The organism is Pseudomonas paraeruginosa (genome assembly GCF_003025345.2).
Classification (GTDB): Bacteria; Pseudomonadota; Gammaproteobacteria; order Pseudomonadales; family Pseudomonadaceae; genus Pseudomonas; species Pseudomonas paraeruginosa.
This window is the reverse complement of record NZ_CP020560.1, coordinates 2,335,755-2,348,968: the sequence shown is the minus strand read 5'-3', so window position 1 is coordinate 2,348,968 and position 13,214 is coordinate 2,335,755. Positions and strand designations below refer to the sequence as shown.

The window sequence follows — 13,214 nt, the reverse complement described above, 5'->3', positions numbered from 1 at the left end:
GTGTGTGCGAACCCCAAGGGTATTTCCCGACCAGCTCCCCCGCGGTCGGGATTTTTTTTGCCCGCCGTTCAGCGCCCCGCAGCGAAGGGCGAGTAGCCTCGCTGGCGCAGGCTCGCCAGCGGCGCGAACAGCGGTTGTGGCAGGTCGTCCCAGTCGAACCAGGCCCAGCCCTCGCACTTGTCCGGTTCCATGACCTGCGCCTGCGCGTCTTCCGCGCAGGCGGCGAGGATGAACACGGTGAGGTAGTGACGGCCTTCGAACAGATCGTTGCTGAACGGACCATGGCGCAGATCGCTCAGCGCCAGGCCGGTTTCTTCCAGGGCCTCGCGTCGCGCGCAGTCCTCCGGCGTCTCGCCGAACTCCAGGTGCCCGCCCGGCGCCGACCAGCTTCCCGCGCCATGGCTGCCCTTGCGGCGTCCGAGCAGGACCCGGCCGCCGCGCATGACCAGGACGCCCACGCCAACTTGCGGTGTCGCCATCACCATGCTCCCGGGGTCAGAGATAGAGCGTGCCGCTCATGTACAGCGCCGCCGTGCCGGAAATGACCACCCGCTCGCCGAACACCTCGCACTCCAGGCGGCCCCTGCGTGCCCCGCCCTGCTCGGCGCTCAGCCGGGTCTTGCCCAGTCGCTGCGCCCAGTACGGCGCCAGCGAGGTGTGCGCGGAACCGGTGACGGGGTCCTCGTTTACGCCGACGTTGGGACCGAACCAGCGCGAGACGAAATCGAAGCGCCGGCTTCGCGCGGTGACCGCCACGCCACGGCAGGGCAAGCCCTTCAGGCGGGCGAAGTCGGGCGCCAGCGCGGCGACCGCGTCCTCGTCGCCGACCACCACCAGGTAGTCGTCGGTCTTCAGTACCTCGGCCTCGGCGATGCCCAGCGCCTCCAGCAATCCCGCCGGCGCCGCGCAGGGCTGTGGCTGCCTGGCCGGGAAATCCATCGCCAGGCGCTCGCCGTCGCGGCGCACGCGCAGCTCGCCGCTACGGGTGGCGAAGCGCAGCACCGGGGAACTGTCGCCGAGCTTGTGGATCAGCACCCAGGCCGTGGCCAGGGTCGCATGGCCGCACAGGTCCACTTCGACCTGCGGGGTGAACCAGCGCAACTGGTAGTCGCCGTCGCGGCCGACGACATAGGCGGTTTCCGAAAGATTGTTCTCTGCGGCGATCGCCTGCAGGCGCTCGTCGTCCAGCCAGGCCTCCAGCGGGCAGACCGCCGCCGGATTGCCCTGGAAGGGCCCCTCGGCGAAGGCGTCAACCTGGAAGATCGTCAATTCCATATTCCGGACTCCTGTGTCGATGGGCTGCGCACCTTAGCAGCCGGAGCTCGACCGGGACAATGCCGCGCCGGCTCCCGCTCAGATCTGCCGGATATCCAGCAACGCCCAGACCTGGTAGCCCAGGCGCTTGGCTTCCTTCTCCGCCTCGAGCTGCGCGGTGACCTTGCTGATGGAACGCGAGCGATGCTCGAAACGCAGCGGCAACCCCGTCCCGCCCTTGCGCACGCTGAGTTCGACTATGGTGTAGCGGACCGGCTGGCTGGCCTCCGCCCGGGCCTTTTTCGGCCGTGTTTCGACAAGGCCCAGGGCCTTGCGCATTTCTTCTTCCGAATAGATTTCCTGCACGCATTCACCCAGATCGAATAAAACCCGCAAATGCTATTAGCTCGCGACCGCACTTGCCAGACGTACTTGCCAGAATAGTCGGCGAAGCCGGTCACACATCGACGCGAAAACGGCGCCTACCAGATCGCGCAGCTTCGCAGAAGCCGCCACCGGCATAAGCTGTGGGCGCTGTACATCCCTGGATCCTTTCCCGGCCTGCTCCACGCGGCCGGGATTTTTTTCGCCCTTTCCGACCGCCACGCGCCTGCCTCGGCCTCCATGATTGGCCTTCGCGTTTTCTGGCGGCTATACCGAAAGTCTCCCCCGCCGCCCAGGATCCAATATGCTCGCCTGCCCCATCCCCCCCGACGAAACCTTGCGCCAGAAGGCTCTGGACGACATGGCGGTGGTCGATACGCCCGCCGAACATTACCTGGATGCCCTGGTGGAACTGGCGCGGGAAACCTTCGCGGTGAAGAGCGTGTTGGTCAGCCTGATCGACCACGACCGCCAGTGGTTCAAGGCCCGCACCGGTCTGGATGTCGAGCAGACACCTCGCGACCTGTCGTTCTGCGCCCATGCCATCCTGGCCAGCGAGCCGCTGATGGTGACGGACGCCTCCAAGGATCCGCGCTTCCACGACAACCCATTGGTCAGCGGACCGCCCTTCATCCGTTTCTATGCAGGCGAACCCCTGCACGCCAGCAATGGCCAGGCCATCGGCACGCTCTGCCTGCTCGATCCGGCTCCGCGCCTGCTGGACCTGCGGGAAAGCCGCCAGTTCAAGCGCCTGTCGATCCTGGCCGAAGGCTATCTGCAGCTTCGCAGCCTCACCGAACATACCCGTTTCCTGCGCCAGGAAATCGGCCGAGAGCAACGCAGGTCGCTGCTCGATCCCCTTACCCAACTGTGGAACCGGGCCGGCTTCGATGCATTGCATCGGCATGAACTGGAACTGGCACAGGCCAACGAGCAGAACGCCGGCATCATCTACAGCGACATCGACCACTTCAAACGCATCAACGACACCTACGGACACAAAGCCGGCGACACCGTCCTTCGCGAGGCGGCCTCGCGACTGCGCGCGGCGCTACGCCCGGAGGACCTCCTGGCGCGCTTCGGCGGCGAAGAGTTCGTGGCGCTGGTACGGGTCCGCGACCACCTCGAGTTGAGCGTCGTCGCCAATCGCATCCGGGAACTGATGGAAGCGACGCCCATCGATTGCGCCGGCACCCCTGTAACGATGACCATCAGCGCCGGCTGCACCCTGGCCAGGCACGCCGAGGAACTGGAGCGGTCGCTCGCCCGCGCCGATGCGGCGCTGTACGAGGCCAAGCGTGGCGGACGCAACCGGGTGGTCAGCGCCTGACCGGCGGCTAGTCCAGCCCTGCGCAATCCGCGCAGACATGGAAACCATCGGCATCGGCCGGCACCAGCAGCGCATCGCAATACTCGCAGAGGCGAGTGACGCACGCATCGGGCTCGTCTAGCGCGCCGACGGCATCGACGTCGCGTTCATCCTCCAGATGATCGTTGTCCAGCAGGTGATCGTGCTCGGGCTCGTGGATATCGTCTTCGTCGCGCATGTTCGCTCGTCGCCTGGCTGGAAGTCGCAGTCTTATAGAGGCGGCTTCGCGCCTCGTCAATGGCTCAGCCCAGGCCCAGGCGCAACTGCGGCCGGACCCGCCCGGGCTCGCCGTCGATCGGCGCAGCGCGGGTCGCATAGCGCTGGGCACCCTGGGCGATGTAGAAGGCTTCGGCATAGGGATCGGCATCGATCCGCAAGCTCGACACGCCGGCGCTACGCGCATGCTCCGCGGCGGACGCCAGCAGACGCCGGCCGTAGCCCCTGCGCATGGCGCGCGGCGCGACCCAGAGGCTGTCCAGTTCCCACTCGGCGCCCGGCTCCGGGGTCAGGGCGAACATCCCGGCGAGCCCCTCGGCATCCTCCAGCAGGTATACCGGTCGGGCCTGGATAGCTTCTGGCGAAACATGCAATTCCTCACGCCAGGCCTCCAGCTGGGCCTGGCGGTAACCCCATACCGACTTGGCGGCGAAGGCCAGCCTGGACAGCGCCGGGGCGTCTTCGGCGCGCGCCTGGCGGATGCGCACAGGGTTCTCCCGCATGCCTTCCATTGATTCCCCCTTCTCTGTCATTGCACTAGAATCGCCCGACGCAGCGGCTGCGCGGCACCACGTTCCTTCCGTAGAAAACACCATGAGCAAACTCCAGCATATCGGCCTGTTCCTCTTCGTCCTGCTTTCCGCCGGCCTGGCGCTCGGCTACCGGGTCGACTGCGCGGATGGCAGCCACGTCGAAACCTACCTGCTGCGCGGCCTGGGCGCGAACCTGCTGGGCAGCGACCTGTGCGAGAAAAGCGGCTCCTGAAGGCGAACAGGAAGCGGCCGTCGACGCGCCGATACCACGCTGCAGCCGGCAAGGTTCCGCAAAGCCTCGGGCTCCTGTCAAGCCCGCCCGGAGCCGCCCCACCCCGCTAGCCGGCCAGCTGCAGCCACAGCGAGAACACCCCCAGGGCACACCAGAAGCCGGCGAACAGAAAGGGCACGCGTCGCGAGAACAGCAGGGTCTTCTCGAAGCTTCCGCGGTTGACCTCGCGCTCGCTGAACAGCGGCGAGTCGTCATAGGCCAGGCCGATTTCCGGATCGCTGTGCAGCAGGCAGGTCTGCTTGAACTGCCAGTGGCAGATGATCTCCGACGACGCCTGGATACCCGGCCAGGCATGCAGCGAATTGACGATCCCGAGCAGCGCCAGCAGCGCTGGCACCACCAGCGTGAACAGCTCGCCCCAGGCCGGATTGAGATTGGCCATCGAGGACGCGTAGGCGATGACCAGGAACGACTGCGCCGTCAGGTAGGCGTTGGTCCGGCTGGACAGCTGGCTCGTCTCGTAATGGATTTCCCGACGATAGAAATCCAGCCGCTCCTTCGGCGAGCAGAAGATCCGGACATCGGAATCTTGCGACAACGGCGCCCCGGGCGTGATCAATCTGGACACAAGCACGACACCTCGAACGAGTGAATGGGCTTGTTTGGAAAGAACCGATCCACGCCGGTTCGGAATGTCCGACGATCGTCCGCGCGCCGGACGTCCGGCCGCCCCGAAGAGAGGAACAGAGCATGCCCGTGGATATCAGCAAGCTGACGATCACCACGCCGGTGGCGACCTCGGCGACCAACCCCCTGGCCCTGGAACTCAACGGCGCGCTGGCCGCGGCGCGCCTGCCGGAAGTCGTCTCGCTGCAGCCCGACGAAACCCTGCGTCTGTCCGCGCCGACCCGCGGCGCTTCCAGCAAGAGCACCCGCCGCACCCGCTGCGAGTGGAAGGAGCCCGGCTACTGGACGCTGGACAGCGCCGCCGTGCACCGCAACCACCAGCGGATGCGCCTGGTCAAGGTCAACGCGGCGCAGAAGGTAGTGGTGGCGCAGATGCACGTGAAGGACGACGATAGCCCGCCCATCAAGGTGTTCTGGAACAAGGGCAGGATCACCTTCGGATTCCGCGGTGCCTTCGATCAGCCGGCACCGACGAACAGCACCCTGCTGGCGAACGTGCCGCTGGCCGCCGACTACGAGGTCGACATCCAGGTCGACGCCGCCGGTAGCGCCATTGTCAGCGCCACCTGCAACGGCGCCAGCGCCACCAGCGGGCCGCTGCAACTGGAGCGCAGCTGGTTCGGCCATGCCTTCAATTTTCACGGCGGCGTCTACAACCAGCTCGACTACGACGAATCGACGCCGGCGGAGGACGGCTCGGTCTGCGTGATCAGCGAACTGGCGCTCAGCCATGGGACGCGGTCCGCGTAGCCGGCCAGGCGCCGAGCCGGTGGCAGCCCGGTATTTCCAGGCGCCAACGAAAAAGGGCGACCCTCTCGGATCGCCCTTTTCGCCCCGCCAGCAGCGCGGGATTTGTTTGGTAGGCACGATTGGATTCGAACCAACGACCCCCACCATGTCAAGGTGGTGCTCTAACCAACTGAGCTACGTGCCTGCTGATGGCGCGCATTCTACAGCCCCCAAAAACACCGTCAAGCTTTTTTTTCGCTAACTCTCTGAAAAAGTGGAATTTTTATTTTCAGGGGGTGCGTTGGAAATTTTGCACGGAGGCTAGCCGGCCGATTTCGACTCGGGTAGCATCCGGGCATCCGTAAAAAATAAAAAACAGAGGTGCAAGATGCCGCACACCCCCTACCCCTCCTCCTATTACGCCGCGTCGGCCAATCCCGCGCCGCCCCGCCCGGAACTCCAGGGCGAGGTCGAAACCGACGTCTGCGTGATCGGCGCCGGCTATACCGGTCTCTCCACCGCGCTGTTCCTGCTCGAGAACGGCTTCAAGGTCAGCATACTGGAAGCCGCCAAGGTCGGCTTCGGCGCTTCCGGGCGCAATGGCGGGCAGATCGTCAACAGCTATAGCCGCGATATCGACGTGATCGAACGCACCGTCGGCAAGCGCGAAGCCCAGTTGCTCGGCGAGATGGCCTTCGAAGGCGGACGCATCATCCGCGAGCGCGTGGCGCGCTACGGCATCCAGTGCGACCTGAAGGACGGCGGGGTGTTCGCCGCCTTCACCGAGAAACAGATGGACCACCTGCGCGCGCAGAAGCAGCTGTGGGAACGCTACGGTCACAAGCAGCTGGAGATCATGGACGCCAGGCGCATCCGCGAGGTGGTGGCGACCGACAACTATATAGGCGGCATGCTCGACATGAGCGGCGGCCATATCCATCCGCTCAACCTTGCCCTTGGCGAAGCGGCGGCGGTGGAGTCGCTTGGTGGGACGATCTACGAGCAGAGCCCGGCGATCCGCATCGAGCGCGGCGCCAACCCGGTGGTGCATACCCCGCAGGGCAAGGTGAAGGCGAAGTTCATCGTGGTCGCCGGCAACGCCTACCTCAACGGCCTGGTCCCGGAACTGGCGGCCAAGTCGATGCCCTGTGGCACCCAGGTGATCACCACCGAGCCGCTGAGCGAAGAACTGGCCCATGGCCTGCTGCCGCAGGACTACTGCGTCGAGGACTGCAATTACCTGCTCGACTACTATCGCCTCTCCGGCGACAAGCGCCTGATCTATGGTGGCGGCGTGATCTACGGCGCGCGCGATCCGGCGGATATCGAGGCGATCATCCGGCCGAAGATGCTCAAGACCTTCCCGCAGTTGAAGGACGTGAAGATCGACTTCGCCTGGACCGGCAACTTCCTGCTGACCCTCTCGCGCCTGCCCCAGGTCGGCCGCATCGGCGACAACATCTACTATTCCCAGGGCTGCAGCGGCCACGGCGTGACCTACACCCACGTCGCCGGCAAGGTGCTGGCCGAGGCCCTGCGCGGCCAGGCCGAGCGCTTCGACGCCTTCGCCGGCCTGCCGCACTATCCCTTCCCCGGCGGCAAGCTGCTGCGCGTGCCGTTCACCGCCCTCGGCGCCTGGTACTACAGCCTGCGCGACAAGCTCGGGGTGTAGCCCGGAACGACAGGAACGGCACTTTCGGGTGCCGTTTTCCCTACCTGTGCCTCAACCTTCGCTGCGGATCTGCGCATGGCTGATCAGGGCGAAGATCAGGCTGCCGCCGACGATGTTGCCGCCCAGGGTCGGCAGGGCGAACGTCAGCAGGAAATCGGACCAGCCGATCTCCCCGGCGAACACCAGGTAGCCGACCTCCGCCGAGCCGACCACGATGTGGGTGAAGCTGCCCAGCGCCATCAGGTAGGTGACCATCGCGATGATCCAGACCTTCGCCCCTTCCGCCGCCGGGATCAGCCAGACCATGGTGGCGATCATCCAGCCGGAAACGATGCCTTTGGCGAACATCTGCCCGGGATCGTTGTGCATCACCTCGCGGCCGATCTCGAGGAATGCCGCGTCCGCCGCTTCGTTGAAGATCGGCAGGTGCAGCACCGCCCAGGCGAACAGCAGCGCGCCGAGCATGTTGCCGAACAGCACCACGCCCCACAGGCGCAGCAGTTGCCAGGCCTTCTCCCGGGTCGGCTCGGTCATCAGCGGCAGCACGGCGGTGAGGGTGTTCTCGGTGAACAATTGCTGGCGCGCCAGGATCACCCCCAGGAAACCCATCGGATAACCGAGACTGCTGACCACGATCGCCCAGTCGTGCGCCGGCAAGGCCGCGCGGAACAGGCCCATGCCCATCAGCGACAAGCCGATGGTCAACCCCGCCGCCACCGCCGACCACCAGAGCGCCGCCACCGTGCGCTGCAATTCGTGCTCGCCCTGGACCCGGATCACTTCGTGCAGGACGGCGGCGCGCGGTGGCTGCTTGTCATCGATCTCGCGCTGTTCGTTGGCGGTCAGCGCGGTGGCCGAGTGGCCATCCTCCGGCTTGTTCTCCCGCTCGTCGCCCGGCGCCCCGGGCTTGCGCGCCCGCCCAGCGGCACGCCCGCGGCCCTTGCCTGCGACGCCTTTGGCGGTTTGCCGGGAGCCGGCGGTGGGAGTCTGCTTGTCGTTGGCCATGCTCTATACCTGAGAGGAATCCACTCAGGTATAGAGCCGTTCCGCTGGAACAGGGTTCCGGCGCGTCGCGGTCCCGCCCTAGCGTGCGGAACCGACGGTGGCCGGACAGGCCGGCACGGCCGCGCAGTCGCTGCCCGCGGCGATCGCCCGGGGCAGCGGCGCGGCGAAGCGCTTGTCCTCCGGGCGCAGGCTCCGCGCGCAGGCTTGCGCTTCCCGCGCCGGCGCTGCGCAGCCACGCTCGGCCAGCAGCTGGGACAGGTTGAACCAACCCGCGGCGAACGCCGGCTGCCGCTCGATGCTCGCGCGCAGGGCCTGTTCGGCACCGGCGGAATCGCCGGCGCCATAGCGATTGTTGCCCAGGGCGAACCAGGCGAAGGGGTTGTCCGGCCAGCGTCGCACGGCTTCTTCGTAGGCGCGCCGGGCGACCGCCGGATGGCCGGTTTCCTCGCTGTCGCTGGCCGCCTTCAGCCAGGGCACCGCGGAGGCCGTGGCCGGCAGGCGGTCGCCCGGGAGGGTCAGCAGCGCCCAATGTCCCGCGCGTTTCCAGGTCGATTCGAAGCTGGTGAAATCGGTGACCCAGCGCCGGGTGATGCCGGAGCGCAGGACCAGCTCGCGACGCTCGCGATCGAACCCGACCACCACCGCGAAATGCCAGCGCGGCCACCAGGAGAAGGCCTGGTTCTGCAGCACCAGCACCGGATTGCCCGCCGCGACCTCCGCCAGCACGCTCTCCAGCCCGCCTTGCAGCGGATAGGCGAGCATGTCGTGGCGGCGCGCCGCGGCGACCATTTCCAGTTGCAGGCTGCCTTCGCGACCGGGAATGAACACCTCGTCCTTCAACTGTCCCGGGGTCAACCCCAGGCCGCGCTGGCCGAGCATCGTCGCCAGCGCCGCGGGACCGCACTGGTAGGCCTCCTGGGGGAAGAACGGCACTTCACCCAGTTCCATCCGTACGGGCAGCGCCGCGCTTTGCGGCGGCAGCCTCGGCGGCTGCGCGCAGCCGCCGAGCCAGGTGGCGACCAGCAGTGCCGCTGCCAGCCGCTTCAACGGTTGATGCATTTGATGAAGCTGAAGATATCCGTGGCACAAAGCATGTCGGTGATGATGAAGATCACCAGGAACAGCACGATGATGCCGATGATGCCGCCCGCGGGGGCCTGGTCCAGCTGCCGGTTGAACTGCGCCAGCTCGGCGTTGGTCAGGCTGTTGATGCGAGTCGCCACCTGGTCGCGCGGCACGCCCATGGACTCCAGCTTCTTCTGCACGCCCTGGTCGTCGAGCATCTTCAGCAATTGCTGGCGATCGAGATTGTGCTGTTGCTGCTGCATGACTTCGGCGGTGCCGATCATGGCCGCCTGGGCCACCGGCAACTGGGCGAAGGAGAATAGATGAAGCGCAGCCAGGACGGCGGCGACACGGCGGATACCTGTTGTTGTTCTCATGGGAATGACCTCTGCGTGAAACCCGGCTATTAGTCATGCGGGGCGAAGCTTGGTTCCGCATCGCCCACCGTCTCCAAGTATCGTCCGGGTCGCCGTTTTCCGCCGCCTCGACAGCGTTGCCCGCAGCCAGGGAGGCATGGCGGCCCGGCGAACCCGGGCGACGAAACGGCGCCCGCCTTTATGCAATTCGCATATACTCCCGGTCTCCACGAGGAAACCGGAGCATGCGCGATCTCGGCGACATCGACGCATATCCCCGCCGCAGCCTCGCAGGCGGCGTAGAAACCGCGCGCCGCCCCGGACGGCAGAGCCTCCGGCACAGCGAAAACTAAGGATTCCTGAGCTTCCATCTTGTCCAGATTTGCCCAACCTTGAGCGGGCGGGCCAACGGGACGGGAGTTGTATGGATGCTAGGTACCCGGCTAAAAGCCGCAAGAATCAGAGCGGGATACTCGCAAAAACAGTTGGGCATGCTGGTCGGAATGGACGAGTTTTCCGCCAGCGCACGGATGAACCAATACGAACGCGAACGGCACTCCCCCAACATGCGGACTTCCCAGCAACTGGCCATGGTCCTCCAGGTCCCCATGGCCTACCTCTATTGTCCCGAGGATGAGCTGGCCGAGCTCATCCTCCAGGTGTCCAGCCTGACACCCGAATTCAAGAAAGAGCTGACGCGTTTCATCGAACAGTTGCTGGCCGCCCAGGGTGCCCTCGGCCGCCAGCCTGTACGCACAAGGAGTGAATTGTGAACAAGAGCTTGGATTCAGATTCGATAACCACCGCGATCATGGCCCTGCGGCGCCTGCGCGACACGCACCCGGAACAGTACCGGGAACTGCTGCCGCTGTGTGCCTCGGGACTGGTGGAGACCCTGGTCGGCCAGAGCGATGGCGACGACCGTCGGAAGACCGAGACGCAGAGCGAGACCATCGCCCGCTGGACCTGGCTGCAATTGCTTGGCTGGGCGCAGAACAACAGTCTCAGCCCGCAACAGATCGAAAGCCTCTACAGCATCGTCGAGGGCATCCGCAGTTGCCGGCCGCTGATGCAGGAGCGCGCCCGTCTCCTGCAACTGGCCCGCGGCTGAAACGGCGGCGCTAGAGGCCGTACCGGGTCGCCTGGAGGTGGGCGGACATGCCGCCGTCGACCGGGATGTTGACGCCCCACAGCCAGCGCGAGGCATCGTCGAGCAGGAATGCCACCACCGGCGCGATGTCCTCGGCCCGTCCGGGCCGGCCGAGGGTACGCATGTCCTCTTCGGCGCGCTCGCCCAGCGTCTGCAGGAAATCGCCGAGGATCGGCGTATCCACCGGCCCCGGGCTCACCGCGTTCATGCGGATCCCGCGTTCGCGCCAGGTCCAGCGGTTCTGCAGGGTCCAGGCCAGCAACGCCTCCTTGCTGAAGAAATAGCTGCGCGGGCTGCCGATCCCCTCGCGCCGGGCGAATTCGCCGACCTCGTCGAAATCCAGGTTTTCCGCGGCACGTATCGACTCCAGCGCGTCCGGCCAGCCGACCCCGGCCAGCGATGCCAGGTTGACGATCGCGGCGCCATCCGCCAGGCGCGGCACTACCTGCCGCGTCAGGTACTTCAGTCCCACCAGGTTGACCCGCAGCACCGCCTCCACCGGTTGCGTCGGCGGCACGCCGGCGATGTTGGCCAGTCCGTCGAGACCTTCCGGCAACTGCCGGACCAGCTCGTCGATGCTCTCGCCACGTCCAAGGTCGGCGCCGATGAAGGATTCCAGCTCGATCCTCGGCGGTCGGACATCCACTCCGATCACCCGCGCGCCGGCGGCTCCCAGCAACGCCGCGGTGGCTTCGCCGATTCCGGAGCTGACGCCGGTCACCAGAAAACGCTTGTCGTGCAACATCGCTTACCTCCCAGGGCAACGAAGGCCGGCGCGGCGCGTCGGCCAGGTGGGTTCAGGCGGCCAGGCGCGCCCCGACCTCGGCCACCCGTGCGCCGAGCAGGCGCGCGGTCTGCAGGTCGCCGCCGCGCGGCGCCTCGTCCGCCGTCGCGTCCGACGGCGAGATCGCCAGCACCCCGGCGAAGCCTCCGCTCCAGTTGACGTCCGCGGGGCCGTTGGCGCGGGTATTCGCCGGCAGCAACCCGGTGCCGACCCAGAGCTGTCCGTGCTGCTGGGACAAGGTGAAGAAATAGGCGATGGTGGCGAACTTGTCGCCGTTCACCGAGGCGGAATTGGTGAAGCCGGCGGCCACCTTGTCCTTCCAGCGCTGGACGAACCAGGCCTTGGCGGTGGCGTCGGCGAACTTCTTGAACTGCCAGGCCGGCCCGCCCATGTAGGTCGGGCTGCCATAGACGATGGCGTCGGCCTCTTCCAGTGCCTGCCAGGACGCCTCGGAGAGGTTTCCTTCGGGATCGATGGCGTGCACGCTGACCCGGCTACCGGGCACCGACTGCGCGCCTTCCCGCACCGCTTCGGCCAACCGGGCGGTATGCCCGTAGCCACTGTAATACACGATCGCAATCGCACTCATGCTCGTCTCCCGCAATACCTGGTCGGATCCGGCGGTCCCGGATGGGATGCGCCGTCCGCCGGGATTGTGCGCAGCCGGCACCTGGCGGACGAGGTATATTCAGGCCCCTGGATGGTCGAAACTGGACAATCTCGTGCAGCCTTCCCTTTCCCGTACGGTCGAGCAAGTGCGCTACGCGCCGCCGGGCGAATATGCCCTCGACCTGGAGGTCGTCGCCTTCGACGAATTGCGTCGGCGTACCACCCCGGCCCACCTGCACGCCTTGCAACGCACCGACTTCCACCTGTTGCTGGCCGTCACCCGCGGATGCTGCACCCACTGGATCGACTTCCGCCCGCACCGCGCGGAAACCGGCAACTGGCTGGTCATCCAGCCTGGCCAGGTGCATCGTTTCGACGGCAGCGCCGACTGGTCCGGCTGGCTGCTGCTGTTCCGCCCCGAGTTCCTCGCCCCGCCCGGGCGCGGTGGAACGGCCGAGGAACTGGCGGTCGGCGTCTGCCTCGAGGCCCTGCCCGCGCTCCTCGCGCCCGCCGCCGACGAGCGACGCAGCTGCCTGCAGGCGCTGCGGCAGATGGCCCGCGACGCCCGGCTCCGGCAAAGCCGCGCCGTGCGCCACAGCCTGCTGCGCCACCAGTTGCAGGCTCTGCTCCTGCGTCTCGAACTGGTCGCCCGCGACTCCCGGCTCGCGCCGCTCGCCAGCGGCGCCGAACTGCAGCGCTTCAACCGCTTCAGGGAGGCGGTGACGGGAAACTTCCAGCGTCATCACCGGATCGGCGAGTACGCCCGTCTGCTCGGTATTTCCGAACGCAGCCTGAGCCGCGCCAGCCAGGCGGTGGCCGGGGTCACCGCGAAGGCCTGGCTGTCGGCGCGGATCGCCCTGGAGGCCAGGCGCCTGCTCGCGCATACCGACGAAACGGTGGCGGCCATCGCCGAACGCCTCGGCTTCGACGAGCCAAGCAACTTCGTCAAGTTCTTCAAGCGCGAGACCGGCCAGGTGCCCGGCGCCTTCCGCCGCGAGCAGCGTGGCGGCTGATCGCCAGCCTTGCCGCAGCGCACAGAGCGCACGTGACCTGCAACCCGCGCCGTGCCGGCCTGATTCGCAGTTTCGCCACGCCGCGACGCCGCCTGGCGCAAATGTGAACGGCTGCCGCCTCTACCGGCGGGGCTTCTTCCTAGACTCCGCGCCACC

18 protein-coding genes and 1 tRNA gene are annotated in these 13,214 nt (G+C 66.8%); 7 read left to right on the top strand and 12 right to left on the bottom strand.

Annotation, left to right across the window (positions count from 1 at the left end; translation table 11 throughout):
- Positions 1 to 68: 68 nt before the first annotated feature.
- The 3 genes from B7D75_RS11350 to B7D75_RS11340 all read right to left on the bottom strand — a co-directional run bounded on the left by B7D75_RS11350 (position 69) and on the right by B7D75_RS11340 (position 1,593).
- Positions 69 to 479, bottom strand: a complete 411-nt coding sequence (locus B7D75_RS11350; protein WP_034078638.1) for a nucleotide triphosphate diphosphatase NUDT15 — start codon at positions 477 to 479, stop codon at positions 69 to 71.
- Between the two features lie 16 nt (positions 480 to 495).
- Positions 496 to 1,275: a PhzF family phenazine biosynthesis protein gene (locus tag B7D75_RS11345; protein ID WP_107114011.1), complete on the bottom strand. Its 780-nt coding sequence runs from the start codon at positions 1,273 to 1,275 to the stop codon at positions 496 to 498.
- Positions 1,276 to 1,353: 78 nt separating this feature from the next.
- Positions 1,354 to 1,593 carry a hypothetical protein gene (locus B7D75_RS11340; RefSeq protein WP_034078634.1) on the bottom strand — a complete coding sequence of 80 codons (240 nt, stop codon included), beginning with the start codon at positions 1,591 to 1,593 and terminating at the stop codon, positions 1,354 to 1,356.
- Positions 1,594 to 1,942: 349 nt separating this feature from the next.
- Between B7D75_RS11340 and B7D75_RS11335 the strand changes: the two genes are divergently transcribed.
- On the top strand, positions 1,943 to 2,968 hold the full coding sequence (locus B7D75_RS11335; protein ID WP_034078632.1) for a diguanylate cyclase: 1,026 nt from the start codon (positions 1,943 to 1,945) through the stop codon (positions 2,966 to 2,968).
- Positions 2,969 to 2,975: 7 nt separating this feature from the next.
- Here B7D75_RS11335 and B7D75_RS11330 read toward each other — a convergent pair whose 3' ends face one another.
- Positions 2,976 to 3,185, bottom strand: coding sequence for a hypothetical protein (locus B7D75_RS11330; protein ID WP_003153005.1), 210 nt, complete (start codon positions 3,183 to 3,185; stop codon positions 2,976 to 2,978).
- A 64-nt stretch (positions 3,186 to 3,249) separates the two neighbouring features.
- On the bottom strand, positions 3,250 to 3,726 hold the full coding sequence (locus tag B7D75_RS11325; RefSeq protein ID WP_170870643.1) for a GNAT family N-acetyltransferase: 477 nt from the start codon (positions 3,724 to 3,726) through the stop codon (positions 3,250 to 3,252).
- Between the two features lie 91 nt (positions 3,727 to 3,817).
- Here B7D75_RS11325 and B7D75_RS11320 point away from each other — a divergent pair, with 91 nt between their 5' ends.
- Positions 3,818 to 3,988, top strand: coding sequence for a hypothetical protein (locus tag B7D75_RS11320; RefSeq protein WP_003153009.1), 171 nt, complete (start codon positions 3,818 to 3,820; stop codon positions 3,986 to 3,988).
- A 106-nt stretch (positions 3,989 to 4,094) separates the two neighbouring features.
- On the opposite strand, the gene B7D75_RS11315 is transcribed toward B7D75_RS11320, so the two are convergent.
- Positions 4,095 to 4,616 carry a hypothetical protein gene (locus B7D75_RS11315; protein WP_012075374.1) on the bottom strand — a complete coding sequence of 174 codons (522 nt, stop codon included), beginning with the start codon at positions 4,614 to 4,616 and terminating at the stop codon, positions 4,095 to 4,097.
- A gap of 122 nt (positions 4,617 to 4,738) precedes the next feature.
- Between B7D75_RS11315 and B7D75_RS11310 the strand changes: the two genes are divergently transcribed.
- A complete protein-coding gene (locus B7D75_RS11310) occupies positions 4,739 to 5,425 on the top strand; it encodes a polysaccharide lyase family 7 protein (protein ID WP_012075373.1) in 687 nt (228 codons plus the stop codon).
- Between the two features lie 107 nt (positions 5,426 to 5,532).
- Here the strand turns inward: B7D75_RS11310 and B7D75_RS11305 are convergent.
- Positions 5,533 to 5,609 (bottom strand) — tRNA-Val (locus tag B7D75_RS11305).
- A 183-nt stretch (positions 5,610 to 5,792) separates the two neighbouring features.
- On the opposite strand from B7D75_RS11305, the gene B7D75_RS11295 reads away from it, so the two are divergent.
- Positions 5,793 to 7,076: an NAD(P)/FAD-dependent oxidoreductase gene (locus B7D75_RS11295; RefSeq protein WP_107114010.1), complete on the top strand. Its 1,284-nt coding sequence runs from the start codon at positions 5,793 to 5,795 to the stop codon at positions 7,074 to 7,076.
- Positions 7,077 to 7,127: 51 nt separating this feature from the next.
- On the opposite strand, the gene B7D75_RS11290 is transcribed toward B7D75_RS11295, so the two are convergent.
- From B7D75_RS11290 to B7D75_RS11280, 3 genes are all read right to left on the bottom strand, one after another.
- Positions 7,128 to 8,081: a formate/nitrite transporter family protein gene (locus tag B7D75_RS11290; RefSeq protein WP_012075371.1), complete on the bottom strand. Its 954-nt coding sequence runs from the start codon at positions 8,079 to 8,081 to the stop codon at positions 7,128 to 7,130.
- A gap of 78 nt (positions 8,082 to 8,159) precedes the next feature.
- The gene (locus tag B7D75_RS11285; protein WP_107114668.1) at positions 8,160 to 9,029 is read right to left on the bottom strand and encodes a PA2778 family cysteine peptidase; all 870 of its coding nucleotides are present in this window, start codon (positions 9,027 to 9,029) and stop codon (positions 8,160 to 8,162) included.
- A 95-nt stretch (positions 9,030 to 9,124) separates the two neighbouring features.
- The gene (locus tag B7D75_RS11280) at positions 9,125 to 9,523 is read right to left on the bottom strand and encodes a PA2779 family protein (protein WP_012075369.1); all 399 of its coding nucleotides are present in this window, start codon (positions 9,521 to 9,523) and stop codon (positions 9,125 to 9,127) included.
- Positions 9,524 to 9,930: 407 nt separating this feature from the next.
- Between B7D75_RS11280 and B7D75_RS11275 the strand changes: the two genes are divergently transcribed.
- Entirely contained in the window at positions 9,931 to 10,275 is a 345-nt protein-coding gene (locus tag B7D75_RS11275; RefSeq protein WP_003157652.1) for a helix-turn-helix domain-containing protein, read from the top strand.
- Positions 10,272 to 10,613, top strand: coding sequence for a PA2781 family protein (locus B7D75_RS11270; RefSeq protein ID WP_003157651.1), 342 nt, complete (start codon positions 10,272 to 10,274; stop codon positions 10,611 to 10,613). The genes B7D75_RS11275 and B7D75_RS11270 overlap by 4 nt, the downstream gene beginning before the upstream one ends.
- A gap of 10 nt (positions 10,614 to 10,623) precedes the next feature.
- Here B7D75_RS11270 and B7D75_RS11265 read toward each other — a convergent pair whose 3' ends face one another.
- Together B7D75_RS11265 and B7D75_RS11260 are read right to left on the bottom strand one after the other, a co-directional pair.
- On the bottom strand, positions 10,624 to 11,397 hold the full coding sequence (locus B7D75_RS11265) for a coniferyl-alcohol dehydrogenase (RefSeq protein ID WP_034078629.1): 774 nt from the start codon (positions 11,395 to 11,397) through the stop codon (positions 10,624 to 10,626).
- A gap of 52 nt (positions 11,398 to 11,449) precedes the next feature.
- Positions 11,450 to 12,025, bottom strand: coding sequence for a flavodoxin family protein (locus B7D75_RS11260; RefSeq protein ID WP_041025327.1), 576 nt, complete (start codon positions 12,023 to 12,025; stop codon positions 11,450 to 11,452).
- 133 nt (positions 12,026 to 12,158) lie between these two features.
- Here B7D75_RS11260 and B7D75_RS11255 point away from each other — a divergent pair, with 133 nt between their 5' ends.
- On the top strand, positions 12,159 to 13,058 hold the full coding sequence (locus B7D75_RS11255) for an AraC family transcriptional regulator (RefSeq protein ID WP_034078627.1): 900 nt from the start codon (positions 12,159 to 12,161) through the stop codon (positions 13,056 to 13,058).
- Positions 13,059 to 13,214: the final 156 nt, after the last annotated feature.